The organism is Blastococcus sp. HT6-4, assembly GCF_039679125.1.
GTDB classification, from domain to species: domain Bacteria; phylum Actinomycetota; class Actinomycetes; order Mycobacteriales; family Geodermatophilaceae; genus Blastococcus; species Blastococcus montanus.
In genome coordinates this window covers 1,194,146-1,209,878 of the sequence record NZ_CP155551.1, presented here as the reverse complement: position 1 = coordinate 1,209,878, position 15,733 = coordinate 1,194,146, and the positions used below count along the sequence as shown (strand labels likewise).

Sequence of the window (15,733 nt, the reverse complement as noted above, 5' to 3'; positions counted from 1 at the left end):
CCGGCGCGCGGGGCGCGAGCCTCCGGCGCACGCCCCGCATCGCCTGGTCAGGACTCGGCGAACACCACGAGGTTCTCGGTGGAGGCCCGGCCACCACCGCGCTGGAAGCAGGTGATCAGCACCAACCGCCCCGGCGAGGCCTCCCACACCTCCGTGGCGCCGGGCAGCTCGCCCTTGGCGTAGCGCTTCGTGCGCTCCACGGTGTAGCGGACCGTGCCCTCAGGTGTGCTGACCTCGACGACGTCCCCCGCGGCGAGCGTGCTGCCCCCGCCGTCGGCCGCCATCAGCGGGTCGAAGCCGTACTCGCCGGTCCCGGTCGAGTGCGCGGCGAGGTAGAGCGTGTTGCCGGCCTGCTCGGCCGAGCCGACCGGGTCGCCGTAGGGCTCGATCCAGTACGCGGCCGTGAGGGTGGGTGGGTTGATCGCCCCACCGCGCGGGGTCAGGGGGAGCACCGGCAGGTCCATGTCCAGCGCCGGGACCGTCACGTGCACGTCCGAGTACGGCACCGGGAGGACGGCCCCCTCGGGCGGCAGCGCCGGCTGCGGGATCTCGGACGGCGTGGCCGCGGCCGGCTGCCCGCCGTCGGCGAGGCCGACGGCGAGCAGCGTGCCCCCGGTGATCCCGAGGGCGACGACCGCCGCGACGGCGGTGCGCCGGCCGACCCGGGTCAGGAGTCGCACGTCCCGCCCTCGGCCACCGGACGGCGCCGGTTGCGGGCGACCGCCACGCCACCCACGCCGGCGAGCAGCAGCATTCCGGCACCGGCGGTCACCGCGGCGGTTCCGGTGGAACCGGCCTCGACCGCCTCCACCCCGGTGTTCGAGCGCAGCCCGTCGTTGACCACCGGCTGAGCCGCCGGCGGGGCGACGACGGTCGCAGCGGCCACGGTGAGCTCCACAGCGACGACCGAGACGCCGCCGGCCGGGGTCGGCTGCGCGACGACGAGACCGTAGGAGCCGGCGGTGGTGCCGGCCGGCAGCACGAAGGTCGCCGCCGAGCCGCTGACCTGGACCGCCAGCGGCACTGCCGCACCGACGGCGTCGCCGTTGGCGTCGAGCGCCTGCAGGCCGACCAGAACACCGGTCAGGTCGGTGAGGTCCAGCTCCCGCAGCACCGAAGCGGCGGTCAGGTCCAGCGTGACGGTCGAGCCGGCGGTCACCGGCACCGGGCAGGACGTGGCGGACGAGATGGCGCAGGGCACCTGCGAGATCGCGACCAGCTCGGGCGCGACGTTCTGCGCGACGGGCGCGGAGGCGTCGAACCCGAGCTCGTAGAACACCGGGTCGTAGTAGGTGAAGGCAGGGGACAGGTCCGCCGGGTCCGTGGTGAGCGGCTCGAGGAACAGCGTGCCGGCATCGACGCCCACGCTGTCGTCGGCGGGCAGGGTGACCGTGATGGTGCCGGTGCCCGCGCCGCTGATCGTCAGGGGGAGCTCGGTCCCCGTCGGGTTGGAGGCGTAGATCACGTCAGGGTTGCCGTCGCCGTCGTCGTCGAAGGTCAGCGCGGCCTCCACGGCGGAGTCGTCGAGCTCCGTGGGCAGCGCAACGGTGATCGTGCCGCTGTACTGGACCGGGACGGGGGTCACGGCGGGCGCGGTGGCCGGGTCGGCCATGGGGTCCATCGCGCCGAGGTTCTCGACCGGGAAGGCGCCCAGCTCGACCTCGAGGGGCTCGAGCGGGATGGTGACGTCGGTCGCGGCGACGGCGGCGGGGGCGATCCCGACGAGGAGGACCGCGGACCCGACGCCGGTGAGGGCCAGGCGCTGCACCTGGCGCCGACGGGACGAAGTGGTGCTGGACATGGGAGGACACCTTCCGGCGACCGCAGCGCCCCAGCGGCGCTGGCTGCCGCGGCAACGTAACGCGACCACCCAGTTCCTCTACGTACATCACGACCGCACGGGTCAGATGTGGCGGTCCGTGACCGACGTGTGATGTGGGGCCAGCTCGCTTTCATCGTCTCTTGACATGCAGTGGGCGCCGGCAGTGTGGTCGACTGTCAGATGTCAGCGTCGTATCGGCGGTTCGACCTCACACTTCGCCATGCCGGGCACCCGGGATCACCCTGGCTCGGGGACACCGATCGGGTTGCCGGCCGGCCAGGCGCCCGCGGAGACGACGGCGCGGCGCACCGGCACCAGGAGCTCGGCGAGCCGGTCGCAGCCGCGGTCCCCGAGCGCACGCCACGGCGCCAGCGCCAGCCGGTCGGTGTCGGCCTCCACCGCGGCGACCACGGCCAGCCCCTCGGCGGTCAGCTCCCCGTCGGCCAGCCGGCCGCGCTCGGTGAGCGCCGCGACGCCGTCGCCCCAGGCGGCGTCGTCCCAGCCCCGGGCCTTCTGCAGCCACGCCCGGTCGGACCGCCCGGCGGCCGCGGCGAGCACGTGGGCCTGCACGCCGTCGATCTCCCGCTGCACCAGCGCGACGGTGTGCCCGTCGCCACGGTGCTCGCGCAGCGTGGTGAGCGCCTGCCACAGCACCAGGTGCGGTTCCCCGGGCACCGCCACCGCACTGTTCGCGGCGGCCAGCGGCCGCCCGGGAAGGTCGACCGCGGCCGCCGCGGCCGCGGCCAGCTCCATCGCCTCGACCGCATCGGGCGAGGACGTCCAGCCGTCCCCCAGGACCCGCCGGACCGCCGCGTCGACGCCGTCCAGCCGCGCCTGCAGCGCGTCGGCCGGGGAGGCGTCGGCCCAGACGCCGGGCACCCGGCGGGCGACGAAGTCCGGCGAGAAGTTGACGAACGTCGCGGCCACGACCTCCGCCCCGACCGCGCCCAGGGGTGCGGCCCGGCCGGCGAAGTAGCCCGCCCAGAACCCGCGCAGCCCGGCCGCCGCGAAGGCGGCCTGCGCCTCGTCGGCGAAGTACGTGAGCGCGTGGAACGGCTCGGCGAGCGCCCACAGCCGGCGGGCGGTCGCGGGAGACGTCATGCGCTGACGCTCTCCGGCATCCCCAGCCACTCCCGCCAGCGCGGGTCGACCGTCCGGTGCCCGAGCAGCCGCCAGGCGGCCCCGCTCGGCGTGCTCGGCGGGTGCGGCAGCTTCCAGCCCAGCTCGGCCAGGGAGCGGTCCGCCTTGGTGTGGTTGCACCGACGGCAGGCCGCGACGACGTTGTCCCAGGTGTGCGTGCCGCCCCGGCTGCGCGGCACCACGTGGTCGATGCTGGTGGCCGACCCGCCGCAGTAGACGCAGGTCTGCCCGTCGCGGGTGAACACCGCCCGCCGCGAGAGCGGCACCGACGCCGGGTACGGCACCCGCACGTACCGCGTGAGGCGGACGACGACGGGCACCGGCAGGCTCAGGGTCTCGGCGTGGCAGACGTCGGCGGTGACGTCGACCGCCTCGGCCTTCGCGGCGAGGACCAGGACGATCGCCCGGCGGCTGGAGACCACGCACAACGGCTCGTACGTGGCGTTGAGCAGCAGCGTCGCGCCGGTGGTGGCGGTGGCGGGCACGGGGACGAGCGGCGGGACGGGGTCGCGCCGCGGGCCTGGGTGACCCGCCGACGTCGACCCGGGCGCGGAACGCGGCACGGATCACCTCCGGACGCCCCGGACCGCCGGGGCTGGACGACCCGCGGGCTGCCCCATTCTGACCCGCGATCGCCGGGTTGGCGCACTCGAAATCCGTCCGGTCCCGGCTCGCTGTCCCCGGCGCCGACTAGCGTGCCGGGCATGCGCTACCCGGAGGCCCCGCGCCTGGACCTCGTCGACGACCTCCACGGCCACCGGGTCGCCGATCCGTACCGCTGGCTCGAGGACCCGTCCGACCCCCGCACGCAGGAGTGGTCGCAGGCCCAGGACGCGCTGGCCACGGAAGTGCTCTCCGCACTGCCGATGCGCGAGCGGTTCGCCGCCCGCCTCGGCGAGCTCGTGCGCGCCGGCGCCGTGGGGCTCCCCGTGTGGCGGGGCGGGCGCGCCTTCTCCACCCGCCGCGACCCCGGGCAGGAGCACGCGGTGCTGCGCGTCCGGGAGGCCGACGGCAGCATCCGGGTGCTGGTCGACCCCATGGCGCTGGACCCGGAGGGGACGACGACGCTCGACGCGTGGTCGCCGTCCTGGGAGGGCGACCGGCTCGCCTACCAGCTCTCCACCGGCGGCGACGAGGAGTCGCGCCTGTACGTGCTCGACGTCGGCACCGGCGAGCTGCTCGACGGGCCGATCGACCGGTGCCGCTACTCCCCCGTCGGCTGGCTGCCCGGCGGCGACGAGCTGTTCTACGTCCGCCGGCTGGCCCCCGACCTCGTACCCGCCGGCGAGGAGCAGTTCCACCGGCGGGTCTGGCGTCACCGGGTCGGCACGCCGCCCGACGACGACGTCCTCGTCCACGGCGAGGGCAGCGACCCGGCCAGCTACTTCGGCGTGCGCACCAGCCGCGACGGCCGCTGGCTGGTCGTCTCCCGGTCGGTGGGCACCGCCCCCCGCGACGACGTCTGGCTGGCCGACCTCACCGGGGACGGCGCCCTGCGCGACCTGCAGATCGGCGTGGACGCGCAGACCGCCGCCTGGGTGGCCCGCGACGGGCGGTTGTGGCTGCTGTCCGACCGCGACGCCCCCCGCTGGCGGCTCGCCGTCGCCGATCCCGCCGACCCCGCCACGTGGGCGCCGGAGCGGTGGCGCGCCGTCGTCCCCGAGCAGGAGGGCGCCGTGCTCTCCGACCTGGCCCTGGTCGACGGGGCCGACGGGGCCCTGCAGGTGCTCGCCGTGCACGCCGTGGACGCCACCGACCGGCTGTCGCTCTGGGCCGGGGACGGCAGCGGCCGGATCGGCGACGTGCAGCTGGGCGGATCGGGCAGCGTCTCCGGGGTCAGCGCCCCGCCCGAGGGCGGCACCAGCGCCTGGGTCGGCTACACCGACTACGCCACCCCGCCGTCGGTGCTGCGCTGGGACGCCACCTCGGCCGGCGCGCTGACCTCCTGGGAGCGGGCCGACGTCGCCGGGCAGGTGCCGGCGGTCACCGTCGTCGAGACGCACGCGACGTCGGCGGACGGGACGCCGGTGCACCTGTTCGTGCTCTCCGGCACCGGCGCCCCCGACCGCCCGCGGCCGGCGGTGCTCTACGGCTACGGCGGGTTCAACGTCGCGCTCACCCCGGGGTACACGGCGCAGGCCCTGGCGTGGGTGGCCGCGGGCGGGGTCTGGGTGGTGGCCAACCTGCGCGGCGGCTCGGAGCACGGCGAGGAGTGGCACCGCGCCGGGATGCGCGAGCGCAAGCAGAACGTCTTCGACGACTTCGCCGCCGCCGGGGAGCACCTGGTGGCCCAGGGCTGGACGACGCACCGGCAGCTCGCGGTGATGGGCGGCTCCAACGGCGGCCTGCTGGTCGGCGCCACGCTGACCCAGCGCCCGGACCTCGCCGCCGCCGTCGTCTGCAGCGCCCCGCTGCTGGACATGGTGCGGTACGAGCGCTTCGGGCTCGGCCGGACCTGGAACGACGAGTACGGCAGCGCCGACGACCCGGTCGAGCTCGGCTGGCTGCTGGGCTACTCGCCCTACCACGCGGTGCGCGAGGGGACGGCCTACCCCGCGGTGCTGTTCACGACCTTCGAGTCCGACACCCGGGTGGATCCCCTGCACGGGCGGAAGCTGGCCGCCGCCCTGCAGCACGCGACCTCCTCGGACGCGCCGGTCGTGCTGCGCCGGGAGGTGTCCGTGGGGCACGGGGCACGGGCGGTGAGCCGGACCGTCGCCCTGGCGGCCGACCAGCTGGCGTTCCTGGCCGCACACACCGGACTCACCGACTGAGGATGCCGAGCGTGATCAGATGAACACGCGTGGTGGGATGGGCTGACACCGTCACCCCCAGCTGAGAGTATTTCGGTAATGAGCAGATTACTCACGGTGCTCGCCGCCGACGACGAGACGTCCGTCGTCGACTGCGCCGACTACTGGCTCTGCCAGAAGGTCTACGACTGGTCGGGCCTGGACTGGCTGGCGGAGAACGCCCGCATGCTCGTCGCCGCACCGGCGCAGATCCTGCTGATCGTCGTGGTCGCGGCCGTCGCGCGACGGCTGGCCCACCGCGCCATCGACCGCCTGACCGACCGCACGGCGACGGGCGCGATGCCCACCATCCTGCGGCCGCTGCGCAACCGGGTGCCCCAGCACGGCGACGTCGTCGACCAGGTCGCGGCCCGGCGCACCCAGCGGGCCGAGGCGATCGGCTCGGTGCTGCGCAGCTTCGCCTCCATCGTGATCGTGGGCATCGCCGTCGTCCTCGTCCTGGGCGAGCTGGGCATCAACCTGGCCCCGATCGTGGCCAGCGCGGGAGTCGTCGGTGTGGCCCTCGGCTTCGGCGCGCAGAACCTGATCAAGGACTTCATCGCCGGGATCGGGATCATCCTGGAGGACCAGTACGGCGTCGGCGACGTCGTCGACCTGGGCGAGGCCACGGGCACCGTGGAGGGGGTGGGCCTGCGCATCACGCGGCTGCGCGACATCAACGGCGTGGTCTGGTACGTCCGGAACGGCGAGATCCTCCGGGTCGGCAACAAGAGCCAGGGGTACGCCCAGGTGGTCATCGACATGCCGGTGGCCCACGACACCGACCTCGAGCGGTGCCGCACGGTGATGCAGGAGGTCGCCGACGCGGTGTACGCCGAGCCGGAGTGGGCCGGCGTCCTGCTGGCCGAGCCGGAGTCGCTCGGCGTCGAGCAGATCACCTCCGAGGGCGTGTTCCTGCGGCTGACCGTGCGCACGACGAACGCCGACCAGTGGCGGGTCGGCCGGGAGCTGCGCATGCGGCTGAAGGAACGCTTCGTCGCCGAGGGCATCCGCACCCCGATCCCGCTCCTCGGCAGCGTCTCGGCGTCCGGGACGGGGCCCCGCTGAGCGGAACCGCGCCGGAGGGACTCCCCGAGGGCGCGCCGCTGCGGCAGGCCACGTTCGGCGAGGTCTTCGCCGTCCGGGAGTTCCGCCCGCTCTTCGGCACCTTCCTGCTCTCCGCGGCCGGCGACGAGCTGGCCCGCGTGGCGCTCACCGTCCTCGTCTACAACCGCACCTCCTCGCCCCTGCTGGCCGCGCTGACCTTCGCGATCGGCCACCTGCCCTGGCTCATCGGCGGGCCGCTGCTGTCGACCCTGGCCGACCGGCTGCCCCGGCACCGGGTGCTGATCGCCACCGACGCCGCCCGGGCGGCCCTGGTGGCGGTGATGGCCGTCCCCGGGATGCCGCTGCCGGTGCTGCTCGCCCTGCTCTTCGTGGTGGGCCTGTGCGCGCCACCGTTCGAGTCCGCCCGCTCGGCGCTCATGGCCGACGTGCTCGACGGCGACCGGTACGCCGTCGCCACCTCGCTCACCGGGATCACGCTGCAGCTGGCCCAGGTCGGCGGCTTCCTGGCCGGTGGTGCGCTGGTGGCCGTGCTGAACCCGTCGGCGGCGCTGCTGGTCGACTCGGCCACGTTCGTGGTCTCCGCCGTCTGGCTGTGGGCGCGGCTGGAGCGGCGTCCGGCGCCGGCCGGTGAGGGCGGGCAACCGGGATCCCTCTGGCGGGACACGACGGCGGGCCTGCGGTTCATCCGCTCCAGCCCGCGGCTGCTCGCGATCGTCGGCGTCCTGTGGGTGACGACGGGGTTCGTGTACGCCACCGAGGGCATCGCCGCCCCGCTGGTCGACTCCCTGGGCCAGGGGACGACGGCGATCGGCGTGCTGCTGGCCGCCAATCCGCTGGGCGTCACCATCGGCGGGCTGGTCATCGCCCGGCTGGTGTCGCCGGCGCGACGGGAGCGGCTCGTGGCCCCGCTCGTGCTCGTGTCGCTGGCCCCCGTCCTCGTGGGTGGGCTCGTCGCGGCGCTGGCGGGCCCCGGTGCGGTGCCGTTCTGGGTGCTGGTGGCGATGCTGTTCGTCTCCGGGCTCGGTGCGGCCTGGACGATCCCGCTGAACGTGGCCTTCGTGCAGGCCGTCCCGGGACCGTTCCGCGGACGCGCGTTCGGCGTCGCGGCCAGCGGGCTGGCCGGCGTGCAGGGCCTGGGCGCCGTCGCCGCGGGGCTGGCCGCCGAGGTGCTCGCGCCCGGCACGGTGGTCGCGCTCTCCGGCTGCCTCGGAATGATCGCGGTCGCCCCGGCGCTGGTGGCCTATCGGCGCACGCGCAACCAGGCGCGCGCCACGGTCGACGCTGAGGGAGCATCCGGGGCATGAGCGAGTCGAGGCGGTCCCTGCCGTCGGCGCGGACCTTCTACGACGAGGTCGGGGGCGAGCCGACCTTCCGCCGGCTGGTCTCCCGGTTCTACGCCGCCGTCCGCACCGACCCGGTGCTCGCACCGCTCTACCCGCAGGACGACTGGGAGGGCGCCGAGACCCGCCTGCGCGGGTTCCTCGAGCAGTACTGGGGCGGGCCAACGACCTACTCCCAGGAGCGCGGGCACCCGCGGCTGCGGATGCGGCACGCCCCCTTCGCCATCGGACCCGCCGAGCGCGACGCGTGGCTGTCGCACATGCGCGACGCCGTCGACTCGCTCGACCTGCCCCCGCAGCAGGACGCCACGCTCTGGGGTTACCTGGAGATGGCGGCGCACAGCATGCAGAACCGCTGACCCGCCGGGCACTCTGCCCACCCGTCGCAGCCCCCGCGCGGCCCCCGCGGCCCGCTCCGGGGGCCCTGCTCGTGCTCACGGGTCCTGCCGGACCCCCGCGCACGAGGACCACCCCCACAGCGGCCGCATCCCCGAACGTCCACGAGAGCACCCGAGGAGCCCGGTGAGCCCGGAGCCGAACCGCACCCTGTCCCCCACCGACACCGACTGGTGGCGGAACGCGGTCTTCTACCAGATCTACATCCGCAGCTTCGCCGACGGCAACGGCGACGGCGTCGGCGACCTGGCCGGCATCCGGTCGCGGCTGCCGCACCTGGCCGACCTCGGCGTGGACGCGCTGTGGATCACGCCGTTCTACCCCTCGCCGATGGCCGACCACGGCTACGACGTCGCCGACCCGCGGGACGTCGAGCCGGTGTTCGGCGACCTCGCGGAGTTCGACGCGCTGCTGGCCGAGGCGCACGCCCTGGGCATCCGGGTGACCGTCGACCTGGTGCCCAACCACAGCTCGCACGACCACGAGTGGTTCCAGGCGGCGCTGGCCGCCGGCCCGGGCTCCCCGGAGCGGGCGCGCTACCTGTTCCGCGACGGTCGCGGCCCCGACGGCAGCGAGCCGCCGAACAACTGGCCGTCGGTGTTCGGCGGGCCGGCGTGGACCCGCGTGCCCGACGGGCAGTGGTACCTGCACATCTTCGCGCCCGAGCAGCCCGACCTGAACTTCGGCAATCCCGAGGTGGTCGCCGACCTCGAGGAGACCATGCGGTTCTGGCTCGACCGGGGGGTGGACGGCTTCCGGATCGACGTCGCCCACGGCATGGCCAAGCCCGACGGGCTGCCCGACATGGTGCCGATGGACGACACCGGCCTGCTCGACGACCACGGCCCCGGCGACCACCGGTTCGACCAGGACGGCGTGCACGTGGTGCACCGCCGCATCCGGGCGGTCATCGACGAGTACCCCGGCACGATGGCCGTGGGCGAGGTCTGGGTCTCCGACGACGAGCGGCTGGCGCAGTACCTCCGCGAGGACGAGCTGCAGCTGGCCTTCAACTTCAAGCTGCTCACCGCCGAGTGGACGCCGGACGGCCTGCGGGACGCGATCACCCACTCGCTGGCTGCCGTGGAGGGCACCCCGGCGCCGGCGTGCTGGGTGCTGTCGAACCACGACCGGCCCCGGCACGTCACCCGCTACGGCGGCGGCGCGCTCGGCACCCGCCGGGCCCGGGCGGCGGCCCTGCTGCAGCTGGCACTGCCCGGCGCGGCCTACCTCTACAACGGTGACGAGCTCGGGATGCCCGACGTCGACCTGCCCGACCACGTGCTGCAGGACCCGATGTGGTTCCGCTCGGGCGGCACCGAGCGCGGGCGCGATGCGTGCCGCATCCCGGTGCCCTGGTCGGGCACCGAGCCCTCCTACGGCTTCTCGTCCGGGGCCGACACCTGGCTGCCCATGCCCGACGGCTGGGCCTCGCTCACGGCCGAGGCGCAGCGCACCGAGGACGGTTCGATGCTGTCGCTGTACCGAGCCGCGCTCGAGCTGCGCGCCTCCTCGCCCGTCTTCGCCGGGGAGAGCGTGCAGTGGTTACAGGCACCCGACGGTTGCGTCGCCTTCCGCCGTCCGGGCGGGCTGGTCTGCCTGGTCAACCTCTCCGGGGCGCCGGTGCCGGTGCCCGAGGGCCGGGTGCTGCTCGGCAGCGCCCCGGTGGACGACGGCACGGTGCCCGACGACACCGCGGTGTGGCTGCACGCCTGACCGGATCGCCCGGTGCCCGGGCGCCCTCCGGCGCTCGGGTACCGTGCCGCAGGTGACGCCGGGCCGGCGGCGCCTTCCCGACGGCGCACCGCAGGAGCTGAACATGAAGACCCGGGACCTCGCCTACGTCGCCCTCTTCGCGGCGATCATCGCCGTGCTGGGGACGCTCCCCGCGATCCAGATCGGCCCGGTGCCGATCACCGCGCAGACCCTCGGCGTGATGCTGGCCGGCAGCGTCCTGGGGGCCCGGCGCGGCTTCCTGGCGGTGCTGCTGTTCCTGGTGCTCGTGGCGATCGGGCTGCCCCTGCTGGCCAGCGGCTCCGGCGGTCTGGCCGTCTTCGCCGGCCCGACGGCCGGTTACCTGTTCAGCTGGCCGATCGCGGCGTTCGTCATCGGTTGGCTGACCGAGCGGTTCTGGGCCCGCTACAACGTGGCGTGGGGCGTGCTGTTCAACATCGTCGGCGGCATGGTCGTCGTCTACCTGATCGGCGTGCCCGTGCTGGCCGCCGTCGCCAACCTGTCCCTCGGCGAGGCGATCGTCTCCGGGGCCCTGCCGTTCCTCCCCGGTGACGCGGTCAAGGCGTTCATCGCCGCTGCGATCGCGGCTCAGGTGCGCCGCAGCTACCCGGTGATCGACCGACCGCAGCGGGCGCTCGCCGACCGGTGAGGTTCCGCAGGCCGGAGGCACGGGCCGACGCGGTCGCCGACCCCGCCCGCGGCATCGAGCTGCGGGGGGTCGCGCACCGCTACGGTGACCGGCCGGTGCTCACCGACCTGGACCTGCAGCTGACCGAGGCGCGCATCGGCGTCGTCGGCGCCAACGGCTCGGGGAAGAGCACCTTCGCGCGGCTCCTGAACGGCCTCGTCGTCCCCACCGTCGGGCAGGTGCTGGTCGACGGGCTGGACACGCGCACGCAGGTGCGCGAGATCCGGCGGCGGGTGGGGTTCGTGTTCCAGGACCCGGACGCCCAGATCGTGCACCCGACGGTGGCCGAGGACGCCGCCTACGGGCTGGAGAACCAGGGGGTGCCCGCCGGCGAGCGGGCCGAGCGGGTGGCCGAGGTGCTGGCGCGCTACGGCCTGACCGGGCACGCCGACCACCCGGCGCACCTGCTCTCGGGTGGGCAGAAGCAGCTGCTGGCCATCGCCGGCGTGCTGGTGATGCGCCCGGCCCGCGTCGTGTTCGACGAGCCGACGACGCTGCTCGACCTGGTCAACGCCCGGCGCGTCGCGCGGGTGATCGACGAGCTCGAGCAGCAGGTGGTCGTGGTGACCCACCAGCTCGACCTGCTCGACGGGTTCGACCGGGTCCTGGTCATCGACGGCGGCCGGGTGGTGGCCGACGGTGGGCCCGCGTCGTCGGTCGCCGCCTACCGCGCCCTGATGGAGCGGCGATGACCCTCGCGCTGTACGTGCCGCGGCGCAGCGCCGTCCACCGGGTGCCCGCGGGGTGGAAGCTGCTGGCCCTCGCCGCGCTGGCGGTGCTGATGTTCGCCGTGCCGGAGCTCCCGGTGGCCGGCGCCGTGCTGCTCGGCGTCCTCGCCGTCGGGGTCGGGGTGGCCCGGCTGCCGGTCGGGACGCTGGCCCGGCAGGCGCGGACGGTGCGGTGGTGGCTGCTCGGCCTGTTCGTCTTCCACGCGCTGTTCAGTGACGTGTCCACCGCCGTGCTCACCGTCACGCGGCTGCTCGCGCTGGTGCTCGCCGCCGCCGTGGTGACCGCGACGACGCGGGTGACGGAGATGGTGGCCGTCATCGAGCGGCTGTGCGCGCCGCTGCGGCTCGTCGGTGTCCGGCCCGCGCGGATCGGGCTGGTGATCTCGATGGCGCTGCGGTTCATCCCGGTGCTGGCCGAGCGCGCCGACCGGATCCGCGAGGCGCAGGCCGCGCGGGGCGGCTCGGCCCGCGGGGTGCGCGGCCTGCGGACGACGGTGACGCCGTTGCTCGTGCAGTTGCTGCAGATGGCGCACACCGTGAGCGAGGCGCTCGACGCCCGCGGCGCCGACGACGTCCCCCCGGCCCGGCGTTCCCGCGCCACCGCCGCCTGACCCGTGGAGGCGCCGATGGACACCGGCTCGCTGCTGGAGATCTGGTCGACCCCGCGGGCCGCGGGACCCATGCGCCGGCTGCCGTCGGCCCGGCTGGTGGCCGGTGTCGGCCTGGACGGCGACCGCTATGCGCTCGGCGGCGGGACGTGGGCGCAGTACCCCGACCTGGAGAAGCAGCTGACGCTGATCGACCGCGCCGACGTGGCCGCGGTCGCCGCCGAGGTGGGCGCCGGGCTCTCGACCGGGGACACCCGCCGCAACCTGGTGACCGGCGGGATCGAGCTCCCCTCGCTGGTGGGCCGGTGGTTCGCGGTCGGTGACGCGCTGCTGTTCGGGATGAAGCGCTGCCCGCCGTGCACCCACCTGGAGCGGCTGACCGGGCTGAAGCTGGTGAAGGCGATGGTGCACCGGGGCGGGATCAACGCGGCGGTGTTCGGCGGGGCGCTGGTGGCCGAGGGGGCGCCGGTGCGGCTGGTTCCCGACGAGGAGGCCGCCCGGCGGGGCGCGCCGACCGGCGCTGACCGCCCGGTGCCCAGGATCGTCACCGGCTGAGCACGCGGCCGCGGTCGCCCGGGCGGCCGGGTGGCTGAGGGATGGCGACGGCAGTCTGTCTCTGCCCCACCGTGGTGGGCAGAGACAGACTGTCCGCAGACTCCCTGATCCTGCCCGACCAGCCCTGACCCAGGGCGGTCAGGCCGCGGTCGGCTCGTCGGCCCAGCGGGCGAGGAACTCCTTCTCCTCGGCGGTGAGCCGGCGCGGCCGGTTCAGCGCGAAGTCGAACGGCACGAGCAGCGTGCTCCCGGTGACGGCGAGCGCCCCGTGGTCGAAGAGCTCGTAGTGGCAGGTGAATGCGGCGGCGCGGATGCCGGACACCCAGACCTGCACCTCCAGCGGGTCGGCGTCGTAGACCACCGAGCGCTTGTAGGCGATCTCGTGCGACGCGACGACCAGGCCGCGCCGCATCCCGGTCTCCGCGTCGTGCGTCGGCTGCTCGAAGAAGAGGTTGACCCGCGCCATCTCGAAGTAGCCGAGGAAGGCGACGTTGTTGATGTGCTGGTAGGCGTCCATGTCCGACCAGCGCATGGGGACGTGCACCGTGTGCCTCACGCCGCCACCCTGCCGCATCGGGTCCGCGCACCGGGACGGGGCCCGCGAACCATCCCTAGGCTCCCGACGTGACCGAGCCGTGGGACGCCGCTGCGCCGGGAGTGCTGGCGCTGCCGTCCGGCCGGCTCGTGCGCGGTCGGGCGCTCCGGGCGCCGCTGCCCGCCGGTCCCCTCCCCCGGTTCGGGCTCTACCTGCTCGGCCGGCCACCCCGGCCGGTCACCTGGGAGAGCCGGTGGGTGCGGTGGCCGGACTTCCGGCCGCCCCGCGAACCGGCCGCGGCTGCCGACGCGCTGCGCACGGCCTGGCAGCGCGCCGCCGGCGAGCGGGTGGAGGTCGCCTGCCGCGGCGGAACGGGGCGCACCGGGACGGCTCTGGCCTGCCTCGCCGTCCTGGACGGGTTGCCTGCCGACGAGGCGGTGGCCCACGTCCGCCGGCACTACCGGCCCCGGGCCGTGGAGACGCCGGGGCAGCGACGGTTCGTCGAGCGCTTCGCCGGTGACCCGGACGCCGATGGCCGGCGCGGAGCGGGCGCTCCGTCCAGCCATCGGCGGTGACGTGCTCGAAGAGCTGCTAGTCCCGGGTGAGCTTGCGGTAGGTAGCGCGGTGCGGACGCGCGGCATCCGGTCCCAGCCGCTCGACCTTGTTCTTCTCGTAGTCGTCGAAGTTGCCCTCGAACCAGAACCACTTCGAGTCGCCCTCGTAGGCAAGGATGTGCGTCGCCACCCGGTCGAGGAACCACCGGTCGTGGCTGACGACGACGGCGCAGCCGGGGAACTCCAGCAGCGCGCCCTCGAGGCTGGTCAGGGTCTCGACGTCGAGGTCGTTGGTCGGCTCGTCGAGCAGCAGCAGGTTGCCGCCCTGCTTCAACGTGAGGGCCAGGTTCAGTCGGTTGCGCTCACCCCCGGACAGGACGCCGGCCGGCTTCTGCTGGTCGGGCCCCTTGAACCCGAACGCCGCCACGTAGGCGCGCGAGGGCATCTCGACGTTGCCGACCTTGATGTGGTCGAGACCGTCGGAGACGACGTCCCACAGCGTCTTCTTCGGGTCGATGCCGCTGCGGTTCTGCTCGACGTAGGAGAGCTTGACCGTCTCGCCGACCTTGATGTCGCCGTCGTCGGGCTTCTCCTCGCCGACCAGCATCTTGAACAGCGTGGTCTTGCCGGCGCCGTTGGGGCCCACGACGCCGACGATCCCGTTGCGCGGCAGGGTGAACGACAGGTCGTCGATCAGCACGCGGTCGCCGAAGCCCTTGGTCAGCCCCTTCGCCTCGACGACGACGTTGCCCAGGCGCGGGCCCGGCGGGATCTGGATCTCCTCGAAGTCCAGCTTCCGGAACTTGTCGGCCTCCGCGGCCATCTCCTCGTAGCGGGCCAGCCGCGCCTTGCTCTTGGCCTGGCGGGCCTTGGCGCCGGAGCGGACCCACTCCAGCTCCTCCTTGAGGCGCTTCTGCCGCTTCGCGTCCTTGGCGCCCTCGACCTTGAGACGGGTCTGCTTCGTCTCCAGGTAGGTGGAGTAGTTGCCCTCGTAGGGGTAGGCGCGGCCCCGGTCGAGCTCCAGGATCCACTCGGCGACGTTGTCCAGGAAGTACCGGTCGTGGGTGACGGCGACGACGGTGCCGGCGTACTTTTCCAGGTGCTGCTCCAGCCACGCGACGCTCTCGGCGTCCAGGTGGTTGGTGGGCTCGTCGAGCAGCAGGAGGTCGGGCGCCTCGAGCAGCAGCCGGCACAGCGCGACGCGGCGGCGCTCACCACCGGAGAGCACGGTCACGTCGGCGTCGCCGGGCGGGCAGCGCAGCGCGTCCATGGCCTGCTCGATGCGGGCGTCGAGCTCCCAGCCGTCGGCGTTCTCGATGACCTCCATGAGCTCGCCCTGCTCGGCCATCAGCGCGTCGAAGTCGGCGTCGGGCTCACCCATCGCCGCGCTGACCTCCTCGAAGCGGGTCAGCGCGTCGCGCAGCGGCTTGACCGCCTCCTCGACGTTGCCGCGGACGTCGAGCTCCTCGTTCAGCGGCGGCTCCTGCTGCAGCATGCCGACCGAGTAGCCCGGCGAGAGGACCGCCTCACCGTTGGAGGCGTGCTCCAGGCCGGCCATGATCTTCAGGACGGTGGACTTGCCCGCGCCGTTCGGGCCGACCACGCCGATCTTCGCGCCGGGCAGGAACGCCAGCGTGACGTCGTCCAGGATGACCTTGTCGCCGTGCGCCTTGCGCGCACGGACCATGGAGTAGATGTACTGAGCCACTGGGCTTCGGAGCCTTCCGTCGGTCGCGAGCGGGGGCGGGCCGGCCGATGCCCGGCCCGCCCCCAG

The 15,733-nt window shown here is 74.5% G+C and carries 16 protein-coding genes; 10 read left to right on the top strand and 6 right to left on the bottom strand.

Going from position 1 to position 15,733, the window contains the following annotated elements:
• Window positions 1-47: 47 nt before the first annotated feature.
• The 4 genes from ABDB74_RS05945 to ABDB74_RS05930 form a co-directional block, all read right to left on the bottom strand.
• A complete protein-coding gene (locus ABDB74_RS05945; RefSeq protein ID WP_346622505.1) occupies window positions 48-680 on the bottom strand; it encodes a class F sortase in 633 nt (210 codons plus the stop codon).
• Complete coding sequence (locus ABDB74_RS05940) at window positions 668-1,801, bottom strand: hypothetical protein (RefSeq protein ID WP_346622504.1); 1,134 nt, start codon at window positions 1,799-1,801, stop codon at window positions 668-670. The genes ABDB74_RS05945 and ABDB74_RS05940 overlap by 13 nt, the downstream gene beginning before the upstream one ends.
• A 258-nt stretch (window positions 1,802-2,059) precedes the next feature.
• A complete protein-coding gene (locus ABDB74_RS05935; RefSeq protein ID WP_346622502.1) occupies window positions 2,060-2,923 on the bottom strand; it encodes an SCO6745 family protein in 864 nt (287 codons plus the stop codon).
• The gene (locus ABDB74_RS05930) at window positions 2,920-3,447 is read right to left on the bottom strand and encodes an HNH endonuclease (protein ID WP_346622500.1); all 528 of its coding nucleotides are present in this window, start codon (window positions 3,445-3,447) and stop codon (window positions 2,920-2,922) included. The genes ABDB74_RS05935 and ABDB74_RS05930 overlap by 4 nt, the downstream gene beginning before the upstream one ends.
• A 219-nt stretch (window positions 3,448-3,666) precedes the next feature.
• On the opposite strand from ABDB74_RS05930, the gene ABDB74_RS05925 reads away from it, so the two are divergent.
• The 9 genes from ABDB74_RS05925 (at window position 3,667) to ABDB74_RS05885 (ending at window position 12,871) form a co-directional block, all read left to right on the top strand.
• Entirely contained in the window at window positions 3,667-5,736 is a 2,070-nt protein-coding gene (locus tag ABDB74_RS05925; protein ID WP_346622498.1) for a prolyl oligopeptidase family serine peptidase, read from the top strand.
• A gap of 78 nt (window positions 5,737-5,814) precedes the next feature.
• The gene (locus tag ABDB74_RS05920) at window positions 5,815-6,822 is read left to right on the top strand and encodes a mechanosensitive ion channel family protein (protein WP_346622496.1); all 1,008 of its coding nucleotides are present in this window, start codon (window positions 5,815-5,817) and stop codon (window positions 6,820-6,822) included.
• Entirely contained in the window at window positions 6,819-8,126 is a 1,308-nt protein-coding gene (locus ABDB74_RS05915) for an MFS transporter (RefSeq protein WP_346623857.1), read from the top strand. The genes ABDB74_RS05920 and ABDB74_RS05915 overlap by 4 nt, the downstream gene beginning before the upstream one ends.
• Window positions 8,123-8,521, top strand: a complete 399-nt coding sequence (locus ABDB74_RS05910; protein WP_346622494.1) for a globin — start codon at window positions 8,123-8,125, stop codon at window positions 8,519-8,521. The genes ABDB74_RS05915 and ABDB74_RS05910 overlap by 4 nt, the downstream gene beginning before the upstream one ends.
• A 163-nt stretch (window positions 8,522-8,684) precedes the next feature.
• Window positions 8,685-10,274 (top strand): glycoside hydrolase family 13 protein, encoded by a 1,590-nt coding sequence (locus tag ABDB74_RS05905; protein WP_346622492.1) that lies wholly within the window; start codon window positions 8,685-8,687, stop codon window positions 10,272-10,274.
• Between the two features lie 52 nt (window positions 10,275-10,326).
• On the top strand, window positions 10,327-10,941 hold the full coding sequence (locus ABDB74_RS05900; protein WP_346622491.1) for a biotin transporter BioY: 615 nt from the start codon (window positions 10,327-10,329) through the stop codon (window positions 10,939-10,941).
• A complete protein-coding gene (locus tag ABDB74_RS05895; RefSeq protein WP_346622489.1) occupies window positions 10,938-11,672 on the top strand; it encodes an ATP-binding cassette domain-containing protein in 735 nt (244 codons plus the stop codon). The genes ABDB74_RS05900 and ABDB74_RS05895 overlap by 4 nt, the downstream gene beginning before the upstream one ends.
• A complete protein-coding gene (locus ABDB74_RS05890; protein ID WP_346622487.1) occupies window positions 11,669-12,319 on the top strand; it encodes an energy-coupling factor transporter transmembrane protein EcfT in 651 nt (216 codons plus the stop codon). The genes ABDB74_RS05895 and ABDB74_RS05890 overlap by 4 nt, the downstream gene beginning before the upstream one ends.
• A gap of 15 nt (window positions 12,320-12,334) precedes the next feature.
• Window positions 12,335-12,871: an MOSC domain-containing protein gene (locus ABDB74_RS05885; protein WP_346622485.1), complete on the top strand. Its 537-nt coding sequence runs from the start codon at window positions 12,335-12,337 to the stop codon at window positions 12,869-12,871.
• Between the two features lie 138 nt (window positions 12,872-13,009).
• Here ABDB74_RS05885 and ABDB74_RS05880 read toward each other — a convergent pair whose 3' ends face one another.
• A complete protein-coding gene (locus ABDB74_RS05880; protein WP_346622484.1) occupies window positions 13,010-13,426 on the bottom strand; it encodes a thioesterase family protein in 417 nt (138 codons plus the stop codon).
• Window positions 13,427-13,494: 68 nt separating this feature from the next.
• Here ABDB74_RS05880 and ABDB74_RS05875 point away from each other — a divergent pair, with 68 nt between their 5' ends.
• Window positions 13,495-13,980 carry a protein-tyrosine phosphatase family protein gene (locus ABDB74_RS05875; protein WP_346622483.1) on the top strand — a complete coding sequence of 162 codons (486 nt, stop codon included), beginning with the start codon at window positions 13,495-13,497 and terminating at the stop codon, window positions 13,978-13,980.
• Window positions 13,981-13,996: 16 nt separating this feature from the next.
• Here the strand turns inward: ABDB74_RS05875 and ettA are convergent, their stop codons facing one another.
• Window positions 13,997-15,667, bottom strand: a complete 1,671-nt coding sequence (gene ettA, locus ABDB74_RS05870) for an energy-dependent translational throttle protein EttA (RefSeq protein WP_346622482.1) — start codon at window positions 15,665-15,667, stop codon at window positions 13,997-13,999.
• Window positions 15,668-15,733 lie beyond the last annotated feature (66 nt).